Genomic DNA, 25,369 nt, shown 5'->3' on the forward strand with positions numbered 1-25,369 from the left:
CGCGGCGCGGGAAGGTCGAAGCACCAGCACGCTCCCAGGAGGTCGGTCATGCCCATCGCGACGGTCAACCCGGCGAACGGCGAGACGCTCAAGACGTACGAGCCCATGGGCGAGGAGGAGATCGAGCGCAGGCTCCAGCTCGCCGAGGCCACGTTCCGCACGTACCGGACCTCGACCTTCGTCGACCGCTCACGCCTGCTGATCCAGGCCGCGAACCTCCTGGACGCCGACCGGGAGGACATCGCCCGGGTGATGACCACCGAGATGGGCAAGCCCATCAAGCAGGCCCGCGCGGAGGCCGCCAAGTGCGCCAAGGCGATGCGCTGGTACGCCGAACGCGCCGAGGGCCTGCTCGCGGACGAGGAGCCGGCCGACTCCGACGTGAAGGACTCGGGCGCCTCGCGCGTACGGGTGCGCTACCGCCCGCTGGGGCCGGTCCTCGCGGTGATGCCGTGGAATTTCCCGCTCTGGCAGGTGATGCGCTTCGCGGCGCCGGCGCTGATGGCGGGCAATGTGGGGCTGCTGAAGCACGCCTCGAACGTCCCCCAGACCGCCCTCTACATCGAGGACCTGTTCCACCGCGCGGGCTACACCGAGGGCTGTTTCCAGACCCTGCTGATCGGCTCCGGCCAGGTCGACGACGTCCTGCGCGACGAGCGTGTCCGGGCGGCGACGCTGACCGGCAGCGAGCCCGCGGGCCGCGCGGTCGCCTCCACCGCCGGCGAGATGATCAAGAAGACGGTGCTGGAGCTGGGCGGCAGCGACCCCTACGTGGTCATGCCGTCCGCCGACATCGACCGCGCCGCGCAGATCGCCGTGACGGCGCGGGTGCAGAACAACGGGCAGTCCTGCATCGCCGCCAAGCGGTTCATCGTGCACACGGACGTGTACGACGCCTTCGCCGAGCGCTTCGTCGAGGGAATGAAGGCGCTGGTGGTCGGCGACCCGATGCTGGACGAGACGGAGGTCGGTCCACTCTCCAGCGAGCAGGGACGCGCGGACCTGGAGGAACTGGTCGACGACGCCAGGCGCAGCGGGGCGGCCGTGCTGTGCGGCGGCCACCGGCTGCGCCGGCCCGAGCTGCCCGGCTGGTACTACCCGCCCACGGTCCTCGCCGAGATCACCCGCGAGATGCGGATCCACCGCGAGGAGGCGTTCGGCCCGGTCGCCACGCTGTACCGGGCGAGCGACCTGGACGAGGCCGTGCTGATCGCGAACGACTCCCCCTTCGGACTGAGTTCGAACGTGTGGACCCGTGACGAGACCGAGGTCGACCGGTTCGTACGTGACCTGGAGGCCGGAAGTGTGTACGTCAACGGGATGACGGCGTCCCATCCGGCGTTCCCGTTCGGCGGAGTGAAGAGGTCCGGATTCGGGCGTGAGCTGTCCGGGCACGGAATCCGCGAGTTCTGCAACATCACTACGGTTTGGCAGGGCGCGTGAGCACCGCGCAGCTACGATCCCGGGTGTGAACCGCGAAGTTACTCTGCCGCTGATCGTCGACGACCGGGGGACCCTGCAGGTTGCTGCCGCCGATGTGAGCAAGCTGCTGCGTACGGTGGGTGGTCGGTGGCTGCACCTTGTCGAGGCCGGGGAGGACGGGCTCGACGAGGACACGGTGGCCGCGCTGACCATCGAGCTGGCGAAGCTGGCCGACCGGATCGACGTGGCGTGCATCGCGCACAGCAGCGGGACTACTCCGTAAGGGGGGCCGCTCGGGGCCGGGTGCGGGTTCGTGGGGGGGTCGGTCGCGCAGTTCCCCGCGCCCCTAGGACGTGGGGCCGCGCAGCGATGACCAGAACTGTTCCTCATAGGACTGAAGCAAACGCGCATACCCGCGAGCCCGGGACTCGTCCGGTTCTCCCGCCTCCAGGGCCGCCCGGGCCAGCCGGTCCAGTTCCGGGGACGGTTCCGCGAAGAAGTCGAAGAAGGCGCAGGCCTCGTCCGTGAAGCCGTAGTGGCGGCGCAGGGCCTCGGCGATCGTGGCGCAGTAGCCGCCCCAGGCCGCGAAGTTGGCCGTCAGCGCGAAAACGGCCTCGGCCGGTGCGGCGTTCAGGGCCAGCCAGGCCACGTAGGCGGGGTATCCCTGGCAGCCCGGGAGGGGTGCGTAGGCCGCCGACCGCGTCTCCGTCACACCGCACGCCGCCGCGAACGCCCCCAGGCGCTGCCCCGCCAGCACCTCCCCCTCGGCCAGGAAGGTGAAGAAGGCGGCGGACTCGGGAGCGTCGGGCATGGCCCGTTGGGCCAGATGGAGGAAGGCGAGACGGTCCGCGGGGATCACCCGGCTCTGTTCGAGCGCGAGCGCGGCCAGGGTGCCGAGATCGGCCTCTCCCCGGGCGATCAGCGGCACCAGCGGGTTGTCCGTCATCGACGTCCTCCATCGACTCGGCTGCGGTCGACACCCCCAGGGGCGCGGGGAACCGCGCGACCGGCCACGGCACACCCCGCGGACCGCATCGCGCAGAAGCCCCTGCGGCGCTTACCGGATCGGCATACCCGACAACGTGCGCGCGATCACCAGCCGCTGGATCTCGCTGGTCCCCTCGAAGATCGTGTAGATCGCGCTGTCGCGGTGCATGCGCTCCACGGGGTACTCCCGCGTGTAGCCGTTGCCGCCGAGGATCTGTATGGCCTGAGCGGTGACCTTCTTGGACGTCTCGCTCGCGAACAGCTTCGACATCGAGCCCTCGGCCGCGGTGAACGGCTTGCCGTTGATCGCCATCCAGGAGGCACGCCACACCAGCAGCCGGGCCGCGTCGATCGACGTCCGCATCTCGGCCAGCTGGAAGGCCACGCCCTGGTTGTCGATGATCGGGCGCCCGAACTGCTCGCGCGTCATCGCGTAGTCGAGGGCGACCTCGTAGGCGGCACGGGCGGTGCCGACGGCCATCGCGCCGACGGCGGGCCGCGAGGCCTCGAACGTGGCCATCGCCGCGTTCTTCACGCGCTCGCCGCCGGCCTTGGCCCGCTCGCGGGCCCGCGCGAGGCGCTCGTCCAGCTTCTCCTTGCCGCCCAGCAGGCAGGAGCCCGGCACCCGCACGTTGTCCAGGATGACCTCGGCGGTGTGCGAGGCGCGGATGCCGTGCTTCTTGAACTTCTGGCCCTGGGACAGGCCCGGCGTGTTCGGCGGGATGATGAAGGACGCGTGGCCCTTGGAGCCGAGCTCGGCGTCGACGACGGCGACGACCACGTGGACGTTGGCGATGCCGCCGTTGGTCGCCCAGGTCTTCGTGCCGTTGATCACCCACTCGTCCTTGGCCTCGTCGTACACGGCGCGCGTACGCATCGAGGCCACGTCGGAGCCGGCGTCGGGCTCGGAGGAGCAGAAGGCGGCGAGCTTGACGTCGTTGGCGTCGCCGTACATCTGCGGCACCCAGGTGCCGATCTGCTCCTCGGTGCCGTTGGCGAGGACGCCCACGGCGGCGAGACCGGTGCCGACGATCGACAGGGCGATGCCCGCGTCGCCCCAGAACAGCTCCTCCATGGCCATCGGGATGCCGAGGCCGGTCTGGTCGAAGTACTGCTGGGCGTAGAAGTCGAGTGAGTAGATGCCGACCTTCGCGGCTTCCTGGATGACCGGCCAGGGAGTCTCCTCACGCTCGTCCCATTCGGCGGCCGCGGGGCGGATCACATCGGCGGCGAAACCGTGCAGCCAGTCCCGGACCTCCTTCTGTTCGTCGTTGAGCTCCATGGTGAACTCGGCCATGTCCCCTCCAGCGGCGTACGTGCATGGCTTCGTGCATGCTTGTTACTTGCGGTAACCCTAGTTTGTTACTAGCGAGTAGGTAAAGTCAACTCGGGATCCTCGATCGGCAGCCCGTTCGATGCTTGTGGCAGGTTGAGTGTTAGTTTGCGCAGGCGTCACCGAATCAGTACGGGTGGGGAGAGATCATGGACACCACACAGCGGACCGACCAGCAACGGTCCGCCGATCGTCGTCGGCGCGAGCTGCTGGAGGCCGCCGACCGGGTGGTGCTGCGCGACGGCCCACAGGCCTCGATGAACGCGATCGCGGCCGAGGCGGGCATCACCAAGCCGATTCTGTATCGGCACTTCGGCGACAAGGGCGGACTTTACGCCGCGTTGGCCAAACGTCACACGGACGCCCTGCTGGACTCGCTGCGAGCCGCGCTGGACGCTCCAGCGGACCGGCGCGAGCGGGTCGAGGCCACGCTGGACACGTATCTCGCCGCGATCGAGGCCCGCCCGCAGGTGTACCGGTTCCTGATGCATCCGACCGAGGGGGGCCAGACGGCGGATCAGGGATTCGACGTCGGCAAGCACTCGATGCCGTTGCTCCGCACGATGGGCGAGGAGCTGGCGACCGTCATCGAGGAGCGGTTGGATCTCGGTCCCGGCAGTCAGCAGCTGGCCCGGGTGTGGGGGCACGGGATAGTCGGAATGATGCACGCCGCCGGGGACTGGTGGCTGGGGGAACGACCGTGCTCGCGGGCGGAGTTGGTACGGAGTCTGGCCGACCTGCTGTGGGGGCGGCTCGCTGCCGCCGGGGACAGGATGGGCGGTCCGGGGTTCTGACCGCTGCGCCCCCGGTGCGGGTTCGTGGGGGCCGGTCGCACGGCTCACCGTGCCCCTGAGGGTGTCAACCGGACCGGCGCCAGGAGGCGCGGGTCACCTGTCGCATCAGCCGACGGTGGCGCCGGCCCGTGACGCGGTCCGCGTACACCCGGCCCTCCAAGTGGTCGCACTCGTGCTGGAGGCAGCGCGCGAAGAAGCCCGTCCCGTGGATCGTGACCGGCTCCCCCGTCACCGTGAAACCCTCGACCACCGCGTGGTCGTACCGTTCCGTCCCGGCCTCCAGGCCCGGCAGGGACAGACAGCCCTCCGGTCCCCGGATCACCACACCGTCCGCTTCCACGAGCCGGGGGTTCACCACATGACCGAGGTGCCGTACGTCCTCGTCGTCGGGACAGTCGTACACGAAGACCCGCAGCGACTCCCCCACCTGGTTGGCGGCGAGGCCGACGCCCTGCGCGGCGTACATCGTCGCGAACAAGTCGTCCACGAGCGTCGCCAGTTCCGGACCGAAGTCGGTGACCTCCTCGCAGGGGGCGTGCAGGACGGGAGTTCCGAGCAGGGTCAGGGGCCGAACACGTCCGTGAGTGCCCGGAATGGAGCCGTTGCGCATGGCCGCAAGGGTACGGCGATTCGGGAGTGCGAATGGATCTCGATAGGCTGACCACCACCACGTTGCCGTAGGGCAGAAGCGCGGCGCGTACGCAAGGAGGATCGAGAACTGATGGCAGGCAACTCGGACCCGCTCACGCCGCGGGCCAAGATCGCCGTGACCGCGGGCAAGGCGGTCGCGGCGGCATCTCGCGCCGCAGGGCGCGGCAGCGGTTCGGTGATCGGCGGCCGGGTGGCGCTCAAACTCGACCCCGACCTCCTCGCCAGGCTCGCGCAGAACCTGGACGTGGTCCTGGTCTCGGCGACCAACGGCAAGACGACGACGACCCGGCTGATCGCGGAGGCCCTGCGGGCCGCCGGGCCGGTCGTCTCCAACGCCCTGGGCGCCAACATGCCCGCGGGCATCACCTCGGCGCTCGCGGGCGGCTCGGAGGCCCGTTACGGCGTCATCGAGGTCGACGAGAAGTACCTCGCCGGCGTCGCCCGGGACACCGACCCGAAGTGCATCGCGCTGCTCAACCTCTCGCGCGACCAGCTCGACAGGGCCGCGGAGACCCGCATGCTCGCCGAGAACTGGCGCGAGGGCCTGACGGGTTCGAAGGCCGTGATCGTGGCCAACGCGGACGACCCGCTGGTCGTGTGGGCCGCGTCGTCGTCCCCCAATGTGATCTGGGTCGCCGCCGGGCAGATGTGGAAGGACGACGCCTGGTCCTGCCCGTCCTGCGGCGGTGTGATGCAGCGCCCCGGCGACGACTGGTTCTGCGGCGAGTGCGGCTTCCGGCGTCCGACGCCGAGCTGGGCCCTGTCCGGCGACCACGTCCTGGACCCGCACGGCTCGGCCTGGCCGATCCACCTCCAGCTCCCGGGGCGCGCCAACAAGGCCAACGCCACCTCCTCGGCGGCCGTCGCCGCCGTGTTCGGGGTGCCGCCGCAGGTCGCCCTGGAGCGCATGTACCAGGTGCAGGCCGTCGCCGGACGCTACGACGTCGTGCAGTTCGAGGGGCGGGACCTGCGGCTGCTGCTGGCCAAGAACCCGGCCGGCTGGCTGGAGACGTTCTCCCTCATCGACCCGCCGCCGACCCCGGTGATCCTCTCGGTGAACGCGCGCGGCGCCGACGGCACCGACACCTCCTGGCTGTGGGACGTCGACTACACGCGGCTGACCGGGCACCCGATCTGCGTCATCGGCGATCGCAGGCTCGACCTCGCGGTGCGCCTGGAGGTCGCGAACCAGCAGTTCCAGGTGTTCGAGAACCTCGACCAGGCCGTGCAGAAGTGCCCGCCGGGCCGGATCGAGGTCATCGCCAACTACACCGCGTTCCAGGACCTGCGCCGCCGGGTCGGCAACTGAGCCAAGAGACTTCAGGGGACTTAAGTGAGCGACAACCAACTGCGGGTCGTCTGGATCTACCCGGACCTGCTCAGCACCTACGGCGACCAGGGCAACGTCCTCGTCGTGGAACGCCGTGCCCGCCAGCGCGGCCTCGACGTGGCGCGTCTCGACGTGCGCAGCGACCAGCCGATCCCGACGTCCGGTGACATCTACCTGATCGGCGGCGGTGAGGACCGCCCGCAGCGGCTGGCGGCCGAGCGGCTGCGCCGGGACGGCGGTCTGCAGCGGGCCGTGGAGAACGGCGCCATCGTGTTCTCCGTCTGCGCCGGCTACCAGATCCTCGGCCACGAGTTCATCAACGACCTCGGCCAGCGCGAGCCCGGACTCGGGCTGATCGACGTCGTGTCCGTGCGGGGCGAGGGGGCACGGTGCGTCGGCGACGTGCTCGGCGACATCGACCCCCGCCTCGGTCTGCCTCCGCTGACCGGCTTCGAGAACCACCAGGGCGTCACCCACCTCGGCCCGACCGCCCGCCCCTTCGCCCAGGTCCGCCTCGGCAACGGCAACGGCACGGGCGACGGCACGGAGGGCGCGTACAACGACACCGTCTTCGGTACGTACATGCACGGCCCGGTGCTGGCGCGGAACCCGCTGATCGCCGACCTGCTGCTGAAGCTGGCGCTCGACGTGAACGCTCTGCCGCCGACCGACGACCGGTGGTACGAGGCACTGCGCAACGAGCGCATCACGTCCGCCCAGCAGCCCGCCTGAGCCCGGTCGCTCGGCAGCCCGTCTGACGGCACGTCCGCACAGGTGAGCGGGGTCGTCCAGCAGGCGGACGCACGGTTCGGCCCCGCCCCCCGATGCCGCTAGGGTGGCGGGGATTCGAGCCGGACAGCGTGGTCCGGTCCCGGCCCACGTTGAGAAGGTTTTTCGGGCTATGCGCATTGGTGTCCTCACGTCCGGCGGCGACTGCCCCGGCCTGAACGCCGTCATCCGGTCCGTCGTGCACCGTGCCGTCGTCGACCACGGCGACGAGGTCATCGGCTTCCGGGACGGCTGGAAGGGCCTCCTGGAGTGCGACTACCTCAAGCTCGACCTCGACGCGGTGGGCGGCATCCTCGCCCGCGGCGGCACGATCCTCGGTTCCTCCCGGGTCCAGCCCTCCCATCTGCGGGACGGCGTGGAACGGGCCAAGGGCCATGTCGAGGAGCTCGGCCTCGACGCGATCATCCCGATCGGCGGTGAGGGCACCCTCAAGGCGGCCCGGCTGATGTCGGACAGCGGCCTGCCCGTGGTGGGTGTGCCGAAGACCATCGACAACGACATCGCCGTCACCGACGTCACCTTCGGTTTCGACACGGCGGTGACCGTGGCGACCGAGGCCCTGGACCGGCTCAAGACCACCGCCGAATCCCACCAGCGGGTCCTCGTCGTCGAGGTCATGGGCCGGCACACCGGCTGGATCGCGCTGCACTCCGGCATGGCGGCCGGCGCGCACGCCGTGGTCGTACCGGAACGGCCCTTCGACATCGACGAGTTGACCCGAGTCGTCGGCGAACGGTTCCAGGCCGGCAAGCGGTTCGCGATCGTCGTGGCGGCGGAGGGTGCCAAGCCGCGGCCCGGAAGCATGGCGTTCGACGAGGGCGGCAAGGACATCTACGGGCACGAGCGGTTCGCCGGGATCGCCCGTCAGCTGTCGATCGAGCTGGAGGAGCGGCTGGGCAAGGAAGCGCGTCCGGTGATCCTCGGGCATGTGCAGCGGGGTGGGACGCCGACGGCCTACGACCGCGTGCTGGCGACCCGGTTCGGATGGCATGCGGTGGAGGCCGTGCACCGTGGGGAGTTCGGTCATATGACGGCTCTCCAGGGGACGGACATCGTGATGGTGCCGTTGGCCGAGGCCGTGGAGACGTTGAAGACGGTGCCGGCCGACCGGTACGAAGAGGCTGAGTGCGTGCTGTGAGGGCCTCCCTGTAGGAGTCTCTGTTTCGTCGCCGGGTGCGGGTGCTTCGTGGCTTGTCGCGCAGTTCCCCGCGCCCCTGGGTCGGCTGCCCCACCCCCGGTCACCAAGGTGGCCGGGGGTGGTTCTAATCTGGGCGGACAGACTTGCACAACCCCCACGAAACAGGAGCCGCAGGATGGATCACGGCGGGCACGGCATGATGATGGATCTGCCGCCGTTCACGCTGGGGCGAGGGCTTGCGTGGTCCGCGGACCCGTTCTTTCTTGTCGCCTGTCTCGCGGGACTCGCGCTCTACGCGTGGGGGGTCGTGCGGTTGCGGCGGCGTGGGGACGAATGGCCCGTGGGGCGGACCGTCTCCTATGTCGTCGGTGTGCTGTCCGTGATGCTCGTGATGTGCACCGGGCTGAACGACTACGGCATGGTCATGTTCAGCGTGCACATGGTGCAGCACATGGTGATCAGCATGCTGTCGCCGATCCTGATCCTGCTCGGCGCGCCCATGACGTTGGCGCTGCGCGCGATGCCGCCCGCCGGGCGGGGGCGCAAGGGACCGCGGGAATGGCTGCTGGCCCTGCTGCACAGCCGGTACATGCGGATCGTCACGCATCCGGCGTTCACGATCCCGCTGTTCATCGCGAGTCTCTACGCGCTGTACTTCACACCGCTCTTCGACTTCCTGATGGGTTCGAAGACCGGGCACATCGCGATGATGGTCCACTTCCTGGCCGTGGGCGTGGTGTTCTTCTGGCCGATCATCGGCGTGGATCCCGGTCCGCACCGGCCGGGGTATCTGATGCGGATGCTGGAGCTGTTCGCGGGAATGCCCTTCCACGCGTTCTTCGGTATCGCGTTGATGATGGCGTCCGAGCCGATGGTGGAGACGTTCAAGAACCCGCCCGGCTCGCTGGGTATCGACGCGCTCTCCGACCAGAACGCGGCCGGCGGTATCGCCTGGGCGTTCAGTGAGATTCCGTCCGTGCTGGTGCTGATCGCGCTGCTGTTCCAGTGGTACGGCTCCGAGCAGCGGCAGGCCAAGCGCAAGGACCGGGCCGCCGACCGTGACGGCGACAAGGAACTCGAGGCGTACAACGCCTATTTGGCCTCATTGAACGCACGTGGAAACTGACGAAACCGAAAGGCTTCGCCTTTCAGTAGCATGAAGCGCGTCGGGGGAACCGCCGGGGGGAGCGGTCATGGCGTTTCGTGTTTTCGTACACAGGTTCCACATAGCGGTGATTCGGAGGATCGCCGTCCTGTTGGTCCTCGTTCTGGCGCTCGGTGCGTGCGATCGGGGCACACCTTTGTTCCTGGTGAAGGCCGTGGCCGCGGGAGTTCCCTCGCTGGCCCCGTTCTTCGACGAGAACCAGGGGCTCGGACGGGACGACGCGCAGGTCACGGCGCGGACGGCGCACGGCGGTCTGCAGCAGGGGGACACACCGGGTCTGTACGGCGGGTCGAAACAGCCGACGGTCTGCGATGTGGAACGGCTCGAGGAGTTTCTCACCGATCCCGCGAATGACCGCAAGGCACAGGCGTGGGCCACCGCGCTGTCCATCACCGCGGAAGAGATTCCCGGATTTCTCGACCGCCTCACCCCGGTTCTCCTTCGTCACGACACACTCGTGAAGAACCACGACTACAAAAAGGGAAAGGCGGCCCCCTTCGACGCACTGCTCCAGACGGGAATCGCCATTCTCGTCGACGAGCAGGGCCTGCCGGCGGTGAAGTGTTCGTGCGGAAATCCGCTGCGGCCCTTCGAGGGGGACACGACCCGGATAAAGGTCGATTTCGACGACCGCAACGAGGAGTGGAAGGGCTACGAGAAGGCCTCCGTGGTGGCCGTGCGGCCCGCGACGCGGAAAGTGGAGCGGCTCGCCCTCGTCGACGTCCATGAACCGGACCGGGGCATCACCCGTCCCGTCGGCACCACCGGCGCCGAGGACACCGCCTTCGACACACGCGAGCGCCGAGCGGTGCCGGACCTCGCGGGGGCGACGTTCGGGCAGGCGAGCCGGACGCTCGCCGACACGGGGCTGGCCGTCGACTTCGCGGGCGAAGGGCTGCCGCCGGACGGCGCCCTGGTGACCTCGTCGGATCCGCCGGCCGGGACCGAGCTGCGGTTCGGCGCATACGTGACGCTGGGCGTGGCCGGAGGAAGTCCGGACGGGTCGACGTCCACTCCCCCGGGCTCGGGATCGCCCTCCTCGCCCCGGGATCCGTCGGCCTCAGCGCCACCGAGGCCCTCGGACTCGTCGCCGTCCGGCTCCCCCTCCGGCTCGGCGAGCACCGGGCCGAGCGGCTCCGGCCCCGGCAGCACGGGTCCCGGAACCACGGGTCCGGGCAGCACGGGTCCCGGAAGCACAGGTCCGGGCAGCACAGGACCCGGTGGCTCCGACCCGAGCGGTTCCGTTCCCAGCAGTTCCGACACCTCCGGCCCGGGTCCCACGAGCGGACCGCCGTCCTCGGGTACGTCGTCCACGGCTCCGCCGGCCTCCGACCCGCCGGCCGGTTCCTCGCCGCCCGCGTCGACCAAGGCGCCCACGACCAGCTCGGCACCACAGCCTCCGCCGCCCTCGCCCAGCTCGCCACCGCAGACCGGCAGCGCGCCGCCGACGGTCACCGGCAGCGCGCCGCCGCCCGGGACCGGCGCGCCCGCGACCGGCGCCCCGTCCGTCGCGAGCACCACCGCCTAGCCATCGCGCGCTCAGCGCACACCCGCAGAACCCGGGAGTCACCGGATGCCCTCAGGATCACCGACGTCGGGAGTGGGCCGGGTCGTCGCCGGCCGTTATCTGCTGCTGAGCCGGCTGGGCAGCGGCGGCATGGGCCATGTCTGGCTCGCCCACGACCGCAGACTCGCCTGTGAGGTCGCGCTCAAGGAGATCGTGTTCCGGGACCCGGCCGAGGCCGACGAGCGCGAGGCACGGGTGGCCCGGGCCCGCGCCGAGGCCCGGCACGCGGCGGGCCTGCGCGGACATCCGCATGTGGTGACCGTGCACGACGTCCTGGAGCACGAGGGACTGCCGTGGATCGTCATGGAGTACGTCGAGGGTGCCGTGAACCTGCGGGATCTGGTCGACCGGCACGGCCCGCTCGCTCCCGCGGAGTGCGCCCGCATCGGGCTCGCCGTACTGGACGCGCTGACCGCCGGGCACGAGCGCGGTGTCCTGCACCGGGACGTGAAACCGGCGAACATCCTGCTGGCGCCGGACCGCACCGGGGCGCCGTACGGCCGGGTGCTGCTGACCGACTACGGCATCTCGCTGCAGCCGGACGCCGGTGAGACCCGGTACACGCTGGCGTCGGTGCTCGTGGGGACGTCGGGCTATCTGGCGCCGGAGCGCGTCACGGGCGGGGCCCCGACGGCGGCCACCGACCTGTTCTCGCTGGGCTGCACGCTGTACTACGGCGTCGAGGGCCGGGGTCCCTTCGACCGCGAGTCGCATCTGGCGGAGCTGACCGCGGTGGTCATGGAGGAGCCCGGGGTGGCCGGGAGGGCCGGTGCGCTGGGCCCCGTGCTGCGGGCGCTGCTGGAGAAGGACCCGGCGCGGCGCATGGCGGCGGTGGAGGCGGAGGCGGCGCTCTCCCGGCTCGTCACGCCGGATGCGGACGCCTACGCGCGCACGCAGACCGACCTGGGTTCACAGCCGCACTGGGGCGGGGCGCCGCCTCCGGGACCGGGGCCCGATCCGGCGGGGTTCGGTGGGCTGCCGGTGTCGGGGCGACCGGGTGGTGTCCAGGGCTTCGGTCCCCCGTCCGGACGTCCCGGCGCGCCATCGGGCCCAGGCTCCGGCACGGTGGGCGGAAAGCCCGGCGGTTCGCCGACGCAGCCTCCCGGTGGGCCGCTGGGCTTTGTTCCCGGGGACGGTGCAGGACACCGGACCCGCCCGCGTGTCCTGCACGCGGTCCTCGCCGGTCTGCTCGGGCTGGCGCTCGCGGGGGCCGGCGTCTGGTACGCCCTGTCCCAGGAGGCGGGCACCGGCGGGACGGAGCGGCCGTACGGGGACGCCGTGGGGCTCGGGGCGCCGCTGAGGGACGGTGACTGCGTGCTCGCCGACTGGCCCGGCGCCGCCGCCTTCCAGGGCACACCCCGGCTGAACCTCGACACCGGTTGCGGGGAGAAGGCACCCGACGGGCAGGTGATGGGGTTCGTCGCGGCCGCATCCGCCGCCGAGGCCCGGCAGGAGGGGCCGGCGGCGTGCGAGGAGCGGACGCAGGACCTGCGCGGGCGGCTCGCGGACGTGCGCAGCTTCGCCGTGGTACCGACCGAGGCCGGGTTCGAGGCGGCCGGGCGGCGGACGGCCTGTCTGGTGCTGGGCGCGCACGGGCCGGTCTACGGGCCGCTGGGCGCCCATCGCAGGCCGGGGATGCCCTTCGCGGACACGGCGACCATGCAGCGCCGGGACTGTCTGGACGTCCGCTCGCACCGGGACGCCCGACTGGTGTCGTGCGCGGAGCCGCACGACGAGGAGGTGCTCGGATTCACCCGGTTGGGCGCCGACGTCACGCTCGCCGAGGCACGCACGGAATCGGACACGGCGTGCGCCAGGGAGGTGCCCCCGCGCGACTACGGATTCGATCCTTCCGTCTACACGGCGGGCTCCTGGACGAGCGAAGGTGCCTGGAAGAGCGGCACGCATTTCGTCGTGTGCACCGTTCGGCGGCAGAACGGGGGCACCATGGAGGGGGACGAACCTTAGGAGGGTGTTGCGATGCCCGGTTCTACGGACGGTTCTACGAAGGCGATGGGGGTGCTCACCGTCGGCGGCCTGGTCGCGGTGACGGCCTACACGGTGGCGCTCGGGAGCAATGGCTGGCTGTGGTTCGGGTGGGTGGTGCTGGGGCTCATCACGCTGGGGATGGTCGTCAGCCGTCCGACGTGAGCCTCACTCCCGGGTGAGTCGCCCCGCCGAGTGCACGCCCGGCTGGTACTTCGGCAGCCGGGCGGTCACTTTCATGCCCGCGTTCGGGGCGGTCTCGATGACGAGGCCGTAGGCGTCGCCGTAGACCTGGCGGAGCCGGTCGTCGACGTTCGACAGTCCGATGCCGCCCGACGGGCTGTCCTCGCCCGCGAGGATGCGGCGCAGCAGCGCGGGGTCCATGCCGGCGCCGTCGTCCTCGATGACCACGAGGGCCTCCGCGCCCGCGTCCTGTGCGGTGATCTGGATGTGGCACTTGTCGGCCTTGCCCTCCAGGCCGTGCTTGACCGCGTTCTCCACCAGCGGCTGCAGGCACAGGAAGGGCAGGGCCACCGGCAGCACCTCGGGGGCGATCTGCAAGGTCACCGAGAGACGGTCACCGAAGCGGGCCCGGACCAGCGCCAAGTAGTGGTCGATGGCGTGGAGTTCGTCGGCGAGGGTGGTGAAGTCGCCGTGCCTGCGGAAGGAGTAGCGGGTGAAGTCGGCGAACTCCAGGAGCAGTTCGCGGGCGCGCTCGGGGTCGGTGCGCACGAAGCTGGCGATGACGGCGAGCGAGTTGAAGATGAAGTGCGGGGAGATCTGGGCGCGCAGCGCCTTGATCTCGGCCTCGATGAGGCGGGTGCGGGACTGGTCGAGGTCGGCCAGCTCCAGCTGCACCGACACCCAGCGGGCCACTTCGCCCGCCGCCCGCACCAGGACCGCCGACTCGCGGGGCGCGCAGGCGACGAGGGCGCCGTGCACGCGGTCGTCGACGGTGAGCGGGGCGACGACCGCCCAGCGCACCGGGCAGTCGGGGGTGGCGCAGGTGAGCGGGAAGGCCTCGCCGCGGCCCGACTCCAGGGGGCCGGCGAGGAGTTCCATGATCTCCGTACGGTGATGGCCGCCGACTCCGTCCCAGACCAGGACGTCCTCGTGGTCGGTGAGGCACAGCGCGTCGGTGCCGAGGAGCGAGCGGAGCCGCCGGGCGGACTTGCGGGCGGTCTCCTCGGTGAGTCCGGCGCGCAGCGGGGGTGCGGCGAGGGACGCGGTGTGCAGGGTCTCGAAGGTGGCGTGCTCGACGGGGGTGCCGAGGTCGCCGAGGTTCTGCGGGCGGGCGGTGCGCCGGCCCAGCCAGAAGCCGGCGGCGAGCAGCGGCAGGATCGCCACGCACAGGCCCGCGAGGAACCCGCTCATGCCGTCACCACCTGGCGCCGTCCGGCGATGGAGTGCCTCATGCCTTCGCCTCCGTCCGCAACTCCTCCGGCAGATGGAACCGGGCGAGGATCGCCGCCGTGCCGGGCGGTACCCGGCCCGGGGTGGCCAGGGACACCAGGATCATCGTGAGGAAGCCCAGCGGTACCGACCAGAGCGCGGGCCAGGCGAGCAGCGCGTGGGCCGCGCCGGAGCCGGGGAAGCCGGCCATCGTCGCGGCGACGGCGAGCAGCGCGGAGCCACCGCCGACCAGCATTCCGGCGGCGGCGCCGGGCGGGGTGAGCCGGTGCCACCAGATGCCGAGGACGAGCAGCGGGCAGAACGAGGACGCCGACACCGCGAAGGCGAGGCCCACCGCGTCGGCCACCGGCAGTCCGCCGACCAGGACGCTCGCGGCGAGCGGGACGGCCATGGCGAGGACCGTGCCGAGCCGGAAGTGCCGTACGCCGCGGGACGGCAGGACGTCCTGGGTGAGCACGCCGGCGACGGCCATGGTCAGCCCGGACGCCGTGGACAGGAACGCGGCGAAGGCGCCGCCCGCGACCAGCGCACCGAGGAGGTCGCCGCCGAGGCCGCCGATCATGCGGTCGGGCAGCAGCAGGGCGGCCGCGTCGGCGTCGCCGGTGAGGGTGAGTTCGGGGGCGTACAGGCGGCCGAGGGCGCCGTAGACCGGGGGCAGCAGGTAGAAGGCGCCGATCAGGCCGAGCACGGCGACGGTGGTGCGGCGGGCGGCGACGCCGTGCGGGCTGGTGTAGAAGCGGACGACGACGTGCGGCAGGCCCATGGTGCCGAGGAAGGTGGCGAGGATCAGTCCGTACGTGGCGTACAGCGGGCGTTCGCCGCGGCTCTCGGCCTGCGACGGGGACAGGCCGCCGCCGGCGCTGCGGTCGCGTTCGGGGACCACGGCGCCCTTGGCGAAGGTCAGCCGGGTGCCGGCCTCGATGTGGTGGGTGCCGGCGGGCAGTTCGAGCGTGCGCTCCTCGTGCGCGCGGCCGTCGATCGTGCCGCTCACGGTGACGTCGAGCGGCCGGTCGAGCTTCAGCTTGATGCTGTCGTCGACGCGGACGACGCTCTGCTCGCGGAAGGTCGCCGGTTCGTCGAAGGCGTGCCGCGGGGCGCCGTCGCCCTGCCAGGCGAGGATCAGGAAGAGGGCGGGCACGAGCAGGGCGGTCAGTTTGAGCCAGTACTGGAACGCCTGCACGAAGGTGATGCTGCGCATGCCGCCGGCGGCGACGATGGCGACCACGACGACCGCGACGATCAGTCCGCCGAGCGAGTCGGGGGCACCCGTCAGCACGGTCAGCGTGAGCCCGGCGCCCTGGAGCTGGGGCAACAGGTACAGCCAGCCGGTGCCGACGACGAAAGCCCCGGCGAGCCGGCGTACGGCCTGGGAGGACAGCCGGGCCTCGGCGAAGTCGGGCAGGGTGTAGGCGCCGGAGCGGCGCAGCGGGGCGGCGACGAACAGCAGCAGGACGAGGTATCCGGCGGTGTAGCCGACGGGGTACCAGAGCATGTCGGGGCCCTGCACGAGCAGCAGGCCCGCGATGCCGAGGAAGGACGCGGCGGAGAGGTACTCGCCGCTGATGGCCGCGGCGTTGAGGCGGGGGCCGACGGTGCGGGAGGCGACGTAGAAGTCGGAGGTGGTGCGGGATATCCGCAGGCCGAAGGCGCCGACGAGGACGGTCGCGAGGACGACGAGGGCGACGGCAGGGACGGCATAGCTGGAGTTCACGGCCGCTCCTCGAGTTCACGGTCCAGCAGCGCCCCGAAAGGGGCGCGGGGAACTGCGCGACCAGCCACGACGGCCCCGCAGACGAACGACGACATATCCCGGCCCTCCCAGCGGAGCGCTCAGCGGTCTTCGACGAGGCGCACGAAGTCGCGCTCGTTGCGCTCGGCGCGCCGCACGTACCAGCGGGCGAGGAGGACCAGCGGGGCGTAGAGGCAGAAGCCGAGGACCAGCCATTCCAGGCCGCGGGCGTCCGGCATGGCGGCGAACAGCAGCGGCAGTGGGCCGATGAGCAGGCCGAGGACCGCGAACACGGCCAGGCCGGCGCGCAGCTGGGTGCGCATCAGCGACCGCACGTAGGTGTGGCCGAGGGTGGTCTGCTCGTCGATCTCGGTGCGGGGGCGGTAGTAGCCGGAGGCGGGGCGGCTGCGGCGGGGCGGGCCGGTGACGACGACGCGGCGCTCGGCGGGGTCCTGGTGGGGCACGGCTACGACCTCCTCATCAGCAGGTCCCGCAGCTCGCGCGCGTGGCGCCGGCTGACCTGGAGTTCCTCGGCGCCGACCATGACGCTGACGGTGCCCGCGTCCAGGCGGAGTTCGCCGATGTGGCGCAGGGCGACGAGGTGGCGGCGGTGGATGCGGACGAAACCGCGGGAGCGCCAGCGCTCCTCCAGGGTCGACAGCGGGATGCGGACGAGGTGGCTGCCCCTGTCGGTGTGCAGGCGGGCGTAGTCGCCCTGGGCCTCGACGTGGGTGATGTCCTCGACGGAGACGAAGCGGGTGACGCCGCCCAGTTCGACCGGGATGTGGTCGGGGTCGGGTTCGCTCACGGGTATTCGGGGGGCCGCGTCGCGCAGCTCGGCGGCGCGGCGCACGGCCTCCGCGAGGCGTTCCTTGCGCACGGGCTTGAGGACGTAGTCGACGGCCTTGAGGTCGAAGGCCTGGACGGCGAAGTCCTCGTGGGCGGTGACGAACACGACGAGCGGCGGCTTGGCGAGTCCGGTGAGCAGCCGGGCCAGGTCGAGGCCGTCGAGGCCGGGCATGTTGATGTCGAGGAAGACGACGTCGATCGATTCGGGGCCGTGGGGTCCCGACTCCAGGGCGCGGTTGATGCGCCGCAGTGCCTCGGTCGCGTCGCCGGCGCCTTCCGCGCTGCCGACGCGCGGGTCCGCGTTCAGGAGGTAGAGCAGCTCCTCCAGTGAGGGGCGTTCGTCGTCGACAGCCAGGGCGCGCAGCATGAACGGGAGTGTAAGAGCAATGGGCACGCCTGGACATGTGCTCCGCGTGGACGTCTCCGCTGGGTGCCGTGCCGCTTACAGTGCCCTCATGAACAGCGGCGCGGCCTCCTTCGACGAACTCGACCGGAAGATCATCACCGCTCTCATGGCGAACGCCAGGACGAGTTTCGCGGAGATCGGCTCCAGCGTCGGGCTGTCGGCGACGGCGGTGAAGCGGCGCGTGGACCGGCTGCGCGAGACCGGCGTGATCACCGGCTTCACGGCCACGGTCAAGCCGGCCGCGCTGGGCTGGCGTACGGAGGCGTACGTCGAGGTGTACTGCGAGGGCGCGGCGCCGCCGCGGCGGCTCGCGGAGGTGGTCCGCAACCATCCGGAGATCACCGCGGCGATGACGGTGACCGGGGGCGCGGACGCGCTGCTGCATGTGCGGGCGCGGGACGTGGAGCACTTCGAGGAGGTGCTGGAGCGCATTCGTGTCGAGCCGTTCATCCGGAAGACGATCAGCGTGATGGTGCTGTCGCACCTGATCCCGGACAGTCCGGAGGCGGGCGCCACGCAGGCCGTTCCTCCACAGGACACCGGCTCGACAATCGACGCAGCGAACGTGCGCTGAGACCGCAGAATTTGCAGCATTCCTGCGTGAAGACGCAATTCTTGTTTCTTGTCGAGCGTCGGCGTGTCTTTCTACCTTGGTGTCAATCCTCATCGACACCGTAGGAAGCGGAGGAACCCCTCTGTGCCCGAAACCCGTGTGCCGCGCCGGCGGCGCTTCCTCGTCTGCGAACCCAGACATTTCGCCGTGCAGTACGCGATCAACCCCTGGATGCAGCCCGACATCCAGGTCGACGTCGACCTGGCCCAGGAGCAGTGGCAGTCGCTGATCAGCGCCTACCGTTCCCACGGCCACGCGGTCGACACGCTGGAGCCGGTCGCCGGTCTCCCCGACATGGTGTTCGCCGCCAACTCGGCGGTCGTCGTCGGCGGCCGTGTCTTCGGTTCCCTCTTCCACGCGCCCGAGCGCCGCCCCGAGTCCACGCACTACGAGACGTGGTTCAAGACGGCGGGCTTCGACGTGTACCGGCCCGAGTCCGTGTGCGAGGGCGAGGGCGATCTGGTGTGGACGGGCCGCTATGTGCTCGCCGGCACCGGTTTCCGCACCACCCGGGACGCCCACCGGGAGGTGCAGGAGTTCTTCGGTCACCCCGTGGTCAGCCTGACGCTGGTGGACCCGTACTTCTACCACCTGGACACGGCGCTGTTCGTGCTCGACGACGACAACATCGCCTACTACCCGGAGGCGTTCTCGCCGGGCAGCCGTGAGGTGCTCCAGCGGCTGTATCCGGACGCGGTGCTCGCGACCCGCGACGACGCCTCCGCCTTCGGCCTGAACTCGGTGTCCGACGGCCGTCACGTCTTCATCGCGCCCCAGGCCGAGGCACTCGCCGCCCGGCTGGACGAGCGCGGTTACGTCCCCGTCCCCGTCGACCTGTCGGAGTTCCGCAAGGCCGGCGGCGGCATCAAGTGCTGCACTCAGGAGATCCGCTCATGACCGCGCCCGCGCAGACCCGTTCGTCCGCCGATCTGATCCGCGCCGAGGAACCGGTCCTGGCGCACAACTACCATCCGCTCCCCGTGGTCGTCTCCCACGCCGAGGGCACCTGGGTGGAGGACGTGGAGGGCCGCCGCTACCTCGACCTGCTGGCCGGTTACTCGGCGCTGAACTTCGGCCACCGGCATCCGGCGCTGATCGAAGCGGCGCACGCGCAGCTCGACCGGCTGACGCTGACGTCCCGCGCCTTCCACAACGACCGGCTCGCCGAGTTCGCCGAGCGGCTGGCGGCGCTGACCGGCCAGGACATGGTGCTGCCGATGAACACGGGCGCCGAGGCCGTGGAGAGCGGCATCAAGGTGGCCCGCAAGTGGGCGTACGACGTCAAGGGCGTCCCCGCCGACCGGGCGACGATCGTGGTCGCGGCCGACAACTTCCACGGCCGTACGACGACCATCGTCAGCTTCTCGACGGACGAGACCGCACGGCAGGGCTTCGGCCCGTTCACGCCGGGCTTCCGGGTCGTGCCGTACAACGACCTGCCGGCGCTGGAGGCGGCGATCGACGAGACGACCGCCGCGGTGCTGCTGGAGCCCATCCAGGGCGAGGCGGGCGTGCTCATCCCGGACCAGGGCTATCTGGCCGGCGTGCGCGAGCTGACCAGCCGCAAGGGCTGCCTGTTCATCGCGGACGAGATCCAGTCGGGCCTCGGCCGCACGGGCCGTACGCTCGCCGTCGAGCACGAGTCGGTCGTGCCGGACGTGCTGCTGCTGGGCAAGGCGCTGGGCGGCGGCATCGTGCCGGTGTCGGCGGTGGTGGGCAGCCGCGAGGTGCTCGGGGTGCTGCGGCCCGGCGAGCACGGCTCGACGTTCGGCGGCAACCCGCTGGCCGCCGCGGTCGGCACGGCCGTGGTCGAGCTGCTGGAGACGGGCGAGTTCCAGCGCCGGGCCGCCGAACTGGGCGTGGTGCTGCGCGGCGGGCTGTCGGCGCTGCTCGGCAAGGGCGTCGTCGGCTTCCGCGCACGCGGCCTGTGGGCGGGCGTCGACATCGACCCGGCGTTCGGGACCGGTCGCGAGATCAGCGAGCGCCTGATGCGCGAGGGCGTCCTGGTCAAGGACACGCACGGCTCCACGATCCGGATCGCTCCCCCGCTCACGATCACCCCGCAGGAGCTGACCGGGGCGCTCGGGGCGCTGGAGAAGGTGCTCGGGTAAGGGACCACCGCCCGTCGGCCCGGTTCCCCGTAGGCGGGGAACCGGGCCGCCGGCGTCCGACGCTGCCCCGTCGTCCCACCGCGTTCCCCGCACACGCGTAGCCCTCGCCAGGAGGCAGGTGTGAGCGGAAGGGTGAAGATGGGGACAAGAGGTGGTAGACCGCTCTCAGCGACAGAGAGGTCGGCCGTGGGCGCATACGAGGAGCAGGACGTTGCCCGGCAGTGGTTCGACGTGGCTGACGCCGCGGCTCTGCTGCTCGACGCCCAGGGGCGGGTGACGGGCTGGACCAGGGACGCTCAGCGGCTGCTGAACTACTCGGCCGCCGAAGTGGTGGGCGGAAGGGCCGGGAGCCTGTTGTCGCCCGAGGACGCCCTGCGCGTGCCCGACCTCGCCCGGCGGTGCCGCGAGGACGGCGGCTGGTCGGGACTGCTGACGGTGGCGCGCAGGAACGGCGAGCAGGTCAAGGTCATGGTGCGGATCACCTCCGCGCAGGAGGCGCCCGGACCCTCGCGCTGGCTGGTGCTGCTGTCCGAGATGGGCGACGCCCCTGGGTGGGCGATGAGCCGGCGCGTGCTGGAGCAGATGGTCGCCGGGTCCCCCGTCGGTATAGCGATCGTGGACGCCGAGCTGCGGTACGTGTGGTCGAACGCCGCCCTGGAGCAGTTCGGCGGCGGTCCGGCGAGGACCCGGCTGGGCAGGCGGCTGGCGGATGTCCAGCCGGGTCTGAACTCCCGGTCGATCGAGGCGCAGATGCGCCGTGTGCTGGACACCGGTGAGCCGGTGGTGGGCTACGAACACGTGGGTCTGGTGCGGTCCGCACCGCACCGGGAGACGGCGCACATGATGTCGTTCACCCGGCTCGAGGACGAGGACGGCCATCCGATGGGCGTCTACTACACCGTCGTCGACGTCAGCGAGCGGCATCGGGCCCGGCAGCGGCTCGACCTGCTCGACCGGGCCGGCGAGCACATCGGCCGCAGCCTGGACATCATGCAGACCGCCCAGGAACTGGCCGATGTGGTGGTCCCGACGTTCGCCGACTTCGTCTCCGTGGACCTGCTGGAACCGGTCCTGGCGGGCGCCGAGCTCACCGCCGGGCCGCCCGACGGTGAGCTCGCCGTGCCGTTGCGCCGCGCGGGGCAGCAGTCCGTGAACGAGAACGTGCCGGAGGCGACCTTCGCCGTCGGCGACGTGGCCGCCTATGTCCCCGGATCCCCGCCGATGCGGGTCCTGGCGACGGCCCTGCCCTGGCGTCAGGCGCGTCTCGACCCGCTCGCCAGGGACTGGGCCACCGACGGTTCCGGCGCCCGGAGGTCGACCTTCCTGGAGCTGGGGCTGCACAGCGTGATGATCGTCCCGGTGCACGCCCGTGGTGTCACCCTCGGCGTCACGACCTTCTTCCGGCATCGCCGCCAGGACCCCTTCGACGAGGACGACCTGACCTTGGCGGAGGACCTGGTCTCGCGCGCGGCCGTCTGCGTCGACAACGCCCGCCGCTACACCCGGGAGCGCGACGCCGCCCTGGTCCTGCAACGCAGCCTGCTTCCCCACCGGCTGCCCGAGCAGGACGCGGTCGAGGTCGCCGCCTGCTACCGGCCGGCCGACGAGCTGACCGGCCTGGGCGGCGACTGGTACGACCTGATCACGCTGTCCGGCGGGCGGGTCGCGCTGGTGGTGGGCGAGGTTCCCGGGCACGGCATCGACGCCGCCGCGGCGATGGGCCGGCTGCGGACCGCTGTGCGGACCCTCGCCGCCCTGGACCTGCCGCCGGAAGAGGTGCTGGCCCACCTCGACGACCTGGTCGCGCGCTCCGCCCGCGAGGAGGGCAGCGAGGCGGGCACGCAGGAGGGCATCGAACAGTCGGTGGGGTCCGCGTGCCTGTACGTCGTCTACGACCCGGTCGACGGGCAGTGCACGATGGCGGCCGCCGGGCATCCCGCGCCCGCCGTGGTGCTGCCGGACGGCGAGGTCACGTTCGTGGATCTGCCGCAGGGAGCGCCGCTGGGGGTGGGCGGCGCCCCGTTCGAGTCGGTGGAGCTGGCGCTGGCGGCCGGCAGCACGCTCGCCCTGCACACCGACGGTCTGCTGGCGCGGGAGGACGGGGACGCCTCCCGCTCGGGCGAGGGCGAAGGCGAGGGCGGCGACGGCGAACGGCCCGTGGAGACGGACCGGGACCGGTTGCGGCGAGCCCTGGAGGGACGTGTGGACTCGCTCGACCTCCAGTGCCGGACGGTGGTGGACGTCCTGACGCCGGACCGCCCGCACGACGACGTGGCCCTGCTGATGGCCCGCACCCGGGTGCTCGGCACCGAGCAGGTCGCCGACTGGGACCTGCCCGCGGACCCGGCTGCCGTCGCCGACGCCCGTAAGACGGCCGCCCGGCTGCTGACGGAGTGGGGCCTGGACGAGCTGGCCTTCACGACGGAGCTGGTGGTCAGCGAGCTGGTCACCAACGCGATCCGGTACGCCGAGGGCCCGATCAGGCTGCGTCTGATCAGGGAGCGCGCGCTGGTCTGCGAGGTCTTCGACGGCGGCGCGACCGCCCCGCACCTCCGCCACCCGCGCACCACGGACGAGGGCGGGCGCGGACTGCTGCTGGTGTCCCAGTTCACCCAGCGCTGGGGCACCCGGTTCGTCCCCGAAGGCAAGATCATCTGGGCCGAGCAGCCTCTGACGGAACAACCTCCTCAACCTGACGAACAGTGATGAATGTAGTACATCGATAGATACGCACTGTGGCGTGACGAACTGGGCCAGATCCGGTGGTAAGGCGGGAGCCATGGACGAGACGGCTGTCGACTACGAGGGGGTCTTCCAGTGCCTGCCCGGCATGGTGGCACTGCTGACCCCGGACCTGGTCTACGTGGATGCCAACGAGGACTTCCAGCGCCTGTCGGGACGTCCCCGGGCGGACCTGGTGGGCCGGTACCTCTTCGACGTCTTCCCCGACAACCCGAACGACGTCACGGCCACCGGCATGCGCAACCTTCGGGCGTCGCTGCTGCGCGTGGTGAGCACCGGCGAGCGGGACGCCATGGCACTGCAGCGCTACGACGTCGAGGATCCCCCCGGCGAGTGGACCGAGCGCTACTGGAGCCCGGTCAACGCACCCGTCTTCGGCCCCGACGGGAAGGTGGCGCTCGTCGTGCACCGGGTGGAGGAGGTCACCGAACTCATCCGGATGCGCGGCGGCGCGGGCACCGACAGCCGGGCGCGGGTGCTGGAGGCCGAGCTGTACACGCGGGCGCGGGAGCTGCAGGAGGTCAACGAACGGCTGCGGCAGTCCCACGCCCGCGAGCGCGAGGTCGCCCTCGCCCTGCAGGAGGCGATGCTGCCGCCGCGCCGGCAGGTCCGCACCCGCCGGGCCGCCGTGCGCTACCGGCCCGCGGTCGGCGCGCTGAACGTGTGCGGCGACTGGTACGACCTGGTCGACCTCGTCGGCGGCAACCGCATCGGCGTCTCCGTGGGCGACGTGGTCGGGCACGGCCTCGGCGCGGCCGGCGTGATGGGGCAGCTGCGCAGCGCCCTGAGCGCCACCTCCCGGGTCGCGGACGGCCCGGCACAGGCGCTGGACGTGCTGGGGCGGTACGCCCATGTCGTCGACGGCGCCGAATCGGCCACCGCGGTCACGACGTTCGTCGATTTCGACGCCCGCACCGTCACCTACAGCAGCGCCGGCCATCCGCCGCCCGTGCTGGTCCATCCCGACGGCCGGGTGGAGTTCCTCGACCAGGCCACCGACCCGCCGCTGGACGCCCGCCCCGACCCGATCCCCAGACCCCAGGCGGTCACCACCTACACGGACGGCGCCACCCTCGCGCTGTACACGGACGGCCTGGTGGAACGCCGTCGCGAGGACATCGACACCGGGCTGGCCCGCCTGGCCGACTCGCTCGTGCGCCATCGCACCGCCGACCCGGAGCGCCTCGCCGACGCCGTCCTGCTGGAGCTGCTGCCGCCGGGCGGCGCCACCGACGACACGGCACTGATCATCGTGCGCCTGTGATGGACGGGCAGCGGCGGCGGCCGATCGCGCGGACGGACCACCCGCCGCCTGGCGATCGTGATCACGCCAAACCCGGCCATCGGGTTGCCGCGCACCCGTCCCGCGGACAAGGCTGGTCCGGCGGTCCTCCCCACCCGCAAACGACGTCGCCCACCGGCAGCCTGACATCCGGTCAGGAAAGTCGGCATGAGTCGGTATCGGTCCCGTCCGGCCCGGTTCCGGCCGTTCAACCCTGCGCCTACACTGGCCTCCCCACGGCACGCTGGTTGACCTGCCAGAACGCGGCGGCCCGAGCTGATCCCCCTGAGTGAGGAGCGCCCCTTTGTTCTACTACGTACTCAAATACGTATTGTTGGGACCGCTGCTGAGACTGGTTTTCCGGCCGCGCATAGAAGGCCTCGAGCACGTACCGGCCACGGGCGCGGCCATCGTCGCCGGCAACCACCTGTCGTTCTCCGACCACTTCCTGATGCCGGCGATACTCAAGCGGCGCATCACCTTCCTGGCGAAGAAGGAGTACTTCACCGGCCCGGGCATCAGGGGCCGCCTCACGGCCGCGTTCTTCCGCAGCGCCGGCCAGATCCCGGTCGACCGCACCGGCAAGGAGGCGGGCCAGGCCGCGATCCGAGAGGGGCTCGGCGTCCTGAGCAAGGACGAACTCCTCGGCATCTACCCCGAGGGCACCCGCTCGCACGACGGCCGCCTCTACAAGGGCAAGGTCGGCGTCGCCGTGATGGCCCTCAAGGCGGGCGTCCCGGTCGTCCCCTGCGCGATGATCGGCACGTTCGAGGCCCAGCCGCCCGGCAAGGTCATCCCCAACATCCACCCGGTGAAGATCCGCTTCGGCAAGCCCCTCGACTTCTCCCGCTACGCCGGCATGGAGAACGAGAAAGCGATCCTGCGCGCCATCACCGACGAGATCATGTACGCGATCCTGACACTGTCCGAGCAGGAGTACGTCGACCAGTACGCGGCCGTCGTCAAGGCCGAGGAAGAGGCGGCGGCGAAGGCGGCCAAGGCGGAGAAGGAACGCAGGTTCCCGAGGCTGCCCATCAGCTGACGGCGGCGTCGGCCGAGTGG

At 71.3% G+C, this 25,369-nt stretch carries 23 protein-coding genes; 16 read left to right on the plus strand and 7 right to left on the minus strand.

From position 1 onward, the window contains the following. The first annotated feature begins 48 nt into the window (after positions 1–48). Both ACGFW6_RS23540 and ACGFW6_RS23545 read left to right on the plus strand, forming a co-directional pair. Entirely contained in the window at positions 49–1,443 is a 1,395-nt protein-coding gene (locus ACGFW6_RS23540; protein ID WP_393513099.1) for an NADP-dependent succinic semialdehyde dehydrogenase, read from the plus strand. Between the two features lie 25 nt (positions 1,444–1,468). After that, positions 1,469–1,705: a DUF6213 family protein gene (locus ACGFW6_RS23545; protein ID WP_030054037.1), complete on the plus strand. Its 237-nt coding sequence runs from the start codon at positions 1,469–1,471 to the stop codon at positions 1,703–1,705. A 63-nt stretch (positions 1,706–1,768) separates the two neighbouring features. On the opposite strand, the gene ACGFW6_RS23550 is transcribed toward ACGFW6_RS23545, so the two are convergent. Both ACGFW6_RS23550 and ACGFW6_RS23555 read right to left on the minus strand, forming a co-directional pair. Next, entirely contained in the window at positions 1,769–2,368 is a 600-nt protein-coding gene (locus ACGFW6_RS23550) for a transcriptional regulator (protein ID WP_393513102.1), read from the minus strand. Between the two features lie 111 nt (positions 2,369–2,479). Then, the gene (locus ACGFW6_RS23555; RefSeq protein WP_393513105.1) at positions 2,480–3,706 is read right to left on the minus strand and encodes an acyl-CoA dehydrogenase family protein; all 1,227 of its coding nucleotides are present in this window, start codon (positions 3,704–3,706) and stop codon (positions 2,480–2,482) included. Between the two features lie 185 nt (positions 3,707–3,891). Between ACGFW6_RS23555 and ACGFW6_RS23560 the strand changes: the two genes are divergently transcribed. After that, positions 3,892–4,536, plus strand: a complete 645-nt coding sequence (locus ACGFW6_RS23560; RefSeq protein WP_393513107.1) for a TetR family transcriptional regulator — start codon at positions 3,892–3,894, stop codon at positions 4,534–4,536. A gap of 64 nt (positions 4,537–4,600) precedes the next feature. On the opposite strand, the gene def is transcribed toward ACGFW6_RS23560, so the two are convergent. Next, positions 4,601–5,146: a peptide deformylase gene (gene def / locus ACGFW6_RS23565; protein WP_393513110.1), complete on the minus strand. Its 546-nt coding sequence runs from the start codon at positions 5,144–5,146 to the stop codon at positions 4,601–4,603. 111 nt (positions 5,147–5,257) lie between these two features. On the opposite strand from def, the gene ACGFW6_RS23570 reads away from it, so the two are divergent. The 7 genes from ACGFW6_RS23570 to ACGFW6_RS23600 all read left to right on the plus strand — a co-directional run bounded on the left by ACGFW6_RS23570 (position 5,258) and on the right by ACGFW6_RS23600 (position 13,327). Beyond that, positions 5,258–6,496, plus strand: a complete 1,239-nt coding sequence (locus tag ACGFW6_RS23570) for a MurT ligase domain-containing protein (protein WP_393513113.1) — start codon at positions 5,258–5,260, stop codon at positions 6,494–6,496. A 24-nt stretch (positions 6,497–6,520) separates the two neighbouring features. Beyond that, positions 6,521–7,249 carry a type 1 glutamine amidotransferase gene (locus ACGFW6_RS23575; RefSeq protein ID WP_393513116.1) on the plus strand — a complete coding sequence of 243 codons (729 nt, stop codon included), beginning with the start codon at positions 6,521–6,523 and terminating at the stop codon, positions 7,247–7,249. A gap of 169 nt (positions 7,250–7,418) precedes the next feature. After that, positions 7,419–8,444 carry a 6-phosphofructokinase gene (locus ACGFW6_RS23580; protein ID WP_030967223.1) on the plus strand — a complete coding sequence of 342 codons (1,026 nt, stop codon included), beginning with the start codon at positions 7,419–7,421 and terminating at the stop codon, positions 8,442–8,444. A 175-nt stretch (positions 8,445–8,619) separates the two neighbouring features. Then, positions 8,620–9,570, plus strand: coding sequence for a cytochrome c oxidase assembly protein (locus ACGFW6_RS23585; RefSeq protein WP_393513119.1), 951 nt, complete (start codon positions 8,620–8,622; stop codon positions 9,568–9,570). 184 nt (positions 9,571–9,754) lie between these two features. Then, positions 9,755–11,137, plus strand: coding sequence for a DUF6777 domain-containing protein (locus ACGFW6_RS23590; protein WP_393513122.1), 1,383 nt, complete (start codon positions 9,755–9,757; stop codon positions 11,135–11,137). A gap of 45 nt (positions 11,138–11,182) precedes the next feature. Next, positions 11,183–13,144: a protein kinase gene (locus ACGFW6_RS23595; RefSeq protein WP_393513125.1), complete on the plus strand. Its 1,962-nt coding sequence runs from the start codon at positions 11,183–11,185 to the stop codon at positions 13,142–13,144. Between the two features lie 12 nt (positions 13,145–13,156). After that, positions 13,157–13,327, plus strand: coding sequence for a membrane protein (locus ACGFW6_RS23600; protein WP_030960607.1), 171 nt, complete (start codon positions 13,157–13,159; stop codon positions 13,325–13,327). A gap of 3 nt (positions 13,328–13,330) precedes the next feature. Here ACGFW6_RS23600 and ACGFW6_RS23605 read toward each other — a convergent pair whose 3' ends face one another. The 4 genes from ACGFW6_RS23605 to ACGFW6_RS23620 form a co-directional block, all read right to left on the minus strand. Beyond that, positions 13,331–14,536 (minus strand): sensor histidine kinase, encoded by a 1,206-nt coding sequence (locus tag ACGFW6_RS23605; RefSeq protein WP_393513128.1) that lies wholly within the window; start codon positions 14,534–14,536, stop codon positions 13,331–13,333. A 37-nt stretch (positions 14,537–14,573) separates the two neighbouring features. Then, positions 14,574–16,286 (minus strand): cation acetate symporter, encoded by a 1,713-nt coding sequence (locus ACGFW6_RS23610; RefSeq protein ID WP_393513131.1) that lies wholly within the window; start codon positions 16,284–16,286, stop codon positions 14,574–14,576. A gap of 119 nt (positions 16,287–16,405) precedes the next feature. Next, positions 16,406–16,768, minus strand: coding sequence for a hypothetical protein (locus tag ACGFW6_RS23615; RefSeq protein ID WP_393513134.1), 363 nt, complete (start codon positions 16,766–16,768; stop codon positions 16,406–16,408). A 2-nt stretch (positions 16,769–16,770) separates the two neighbouring features. Next, complete coding sequence (locus ACGFW6_RS23620) at positions 16,771–17,520, minus strand: LytR/AlgR family response regulator transcription factor (RefSeq protein ID WP_393513137.1); 750 nt, start codon at positions 17,518–17,520, stop codon at positions 16,771–16,773. An 88-nt stretch (positions 17,521–17,608) separates the two neighbouring features. On the opposite strand from ACGFW6_RS23620, the gene ACGFW6_RS23625 reads away from it, so the two are divergent. The 6 genes from ACGFW6_RS23625 (at position 17,609) to ACGFW6_RS23650 (ending at position 25,349) form a co-directional block, all read left to right on the plus strand. Then, entirely contained in the window at positions 17,609–18,133 is a 525-nt protein-coding gene (locus tag ACGFW6_RS23625; RefSeq protein WP_393513140.1) for an Lrp/AsnC family transcriptional regulator, read from the plus strand. A gap of 123 nt (positions 18,134–18,256) precedes the next feature. Continuing rightward, a complete protein-coding gene (gene ddaH, locus ACGFW6_RS23630) occupies positions 18,257–19,069 on the plus strand; it encodes a dimethylargininase (RefSeq protein ID WP_393513143.1) in 813 nt (270 codons plus the stop codon). Next, positions 19,066–20,283 carry an ornithine--oxo-acid transaminase gene (rocD, locus tag ACGFW6_RS23635; RefSeq protein ID WP_393513146.1) on the plus strand — a complete coding sequence of 406 codons (1,218 nt, stop codon included), beginning with the start codon at positions 19,066–19,068 and terminating at the stop codon, positions 20,281–20,283. Before ddaH ends, rocD begins: the two co-directional genes overlap by 4 nt. Positions 20,284–20,469: 186 nt before the next feature. Then, positions 20,470–22,989, plus strand: coding sequence for a SpoIIE family protein phosphatase (locus tag ACGFW6_RS23640; RefSeq protein WP_393513149.1), 2,520 nt, complete (start codon positions 20,470–20,472; stop codon positions 22,987–22,989). A gap of 73 nt (positions 22,990–23,062) precedes the next feature. Then, positions 23,063–24,289: a PP2C family protein-serine/threonine phosphatase gene (locus tag ACGFW6_RS23645; RefSeq protein ID WP_393513152.1), complete on the plus strand. Its 1,227-nt coding sequence runs from the start codon at positions 23,063–23,065 to the stop codon at positions 24,287–24,289. A 322-nt stretch (positions 24,290–24,611) separates the two neighbouring features. After that, on the plus strand, positions 24,612–25,349 hold the full coding sequence (locus ACGFW6_RS23650) for a lysophospholipid acyltransferase family protein (protein WP_393513155.1): 738 nt from the start codon (positions 24,612–24,614) through the stop codon (positions 25,347–25,349). Positions 25,350–25,369: the final 20 nt, after the last annotated feature.

It is taken from the genome of Streptomyces sp. Y7, assembly GCF_043195415.1.
GTDB lineage: Bacteria > Actinomycetota > Actinomycetes > Streptomycetales > Streptomycetaceae > Streptomyces.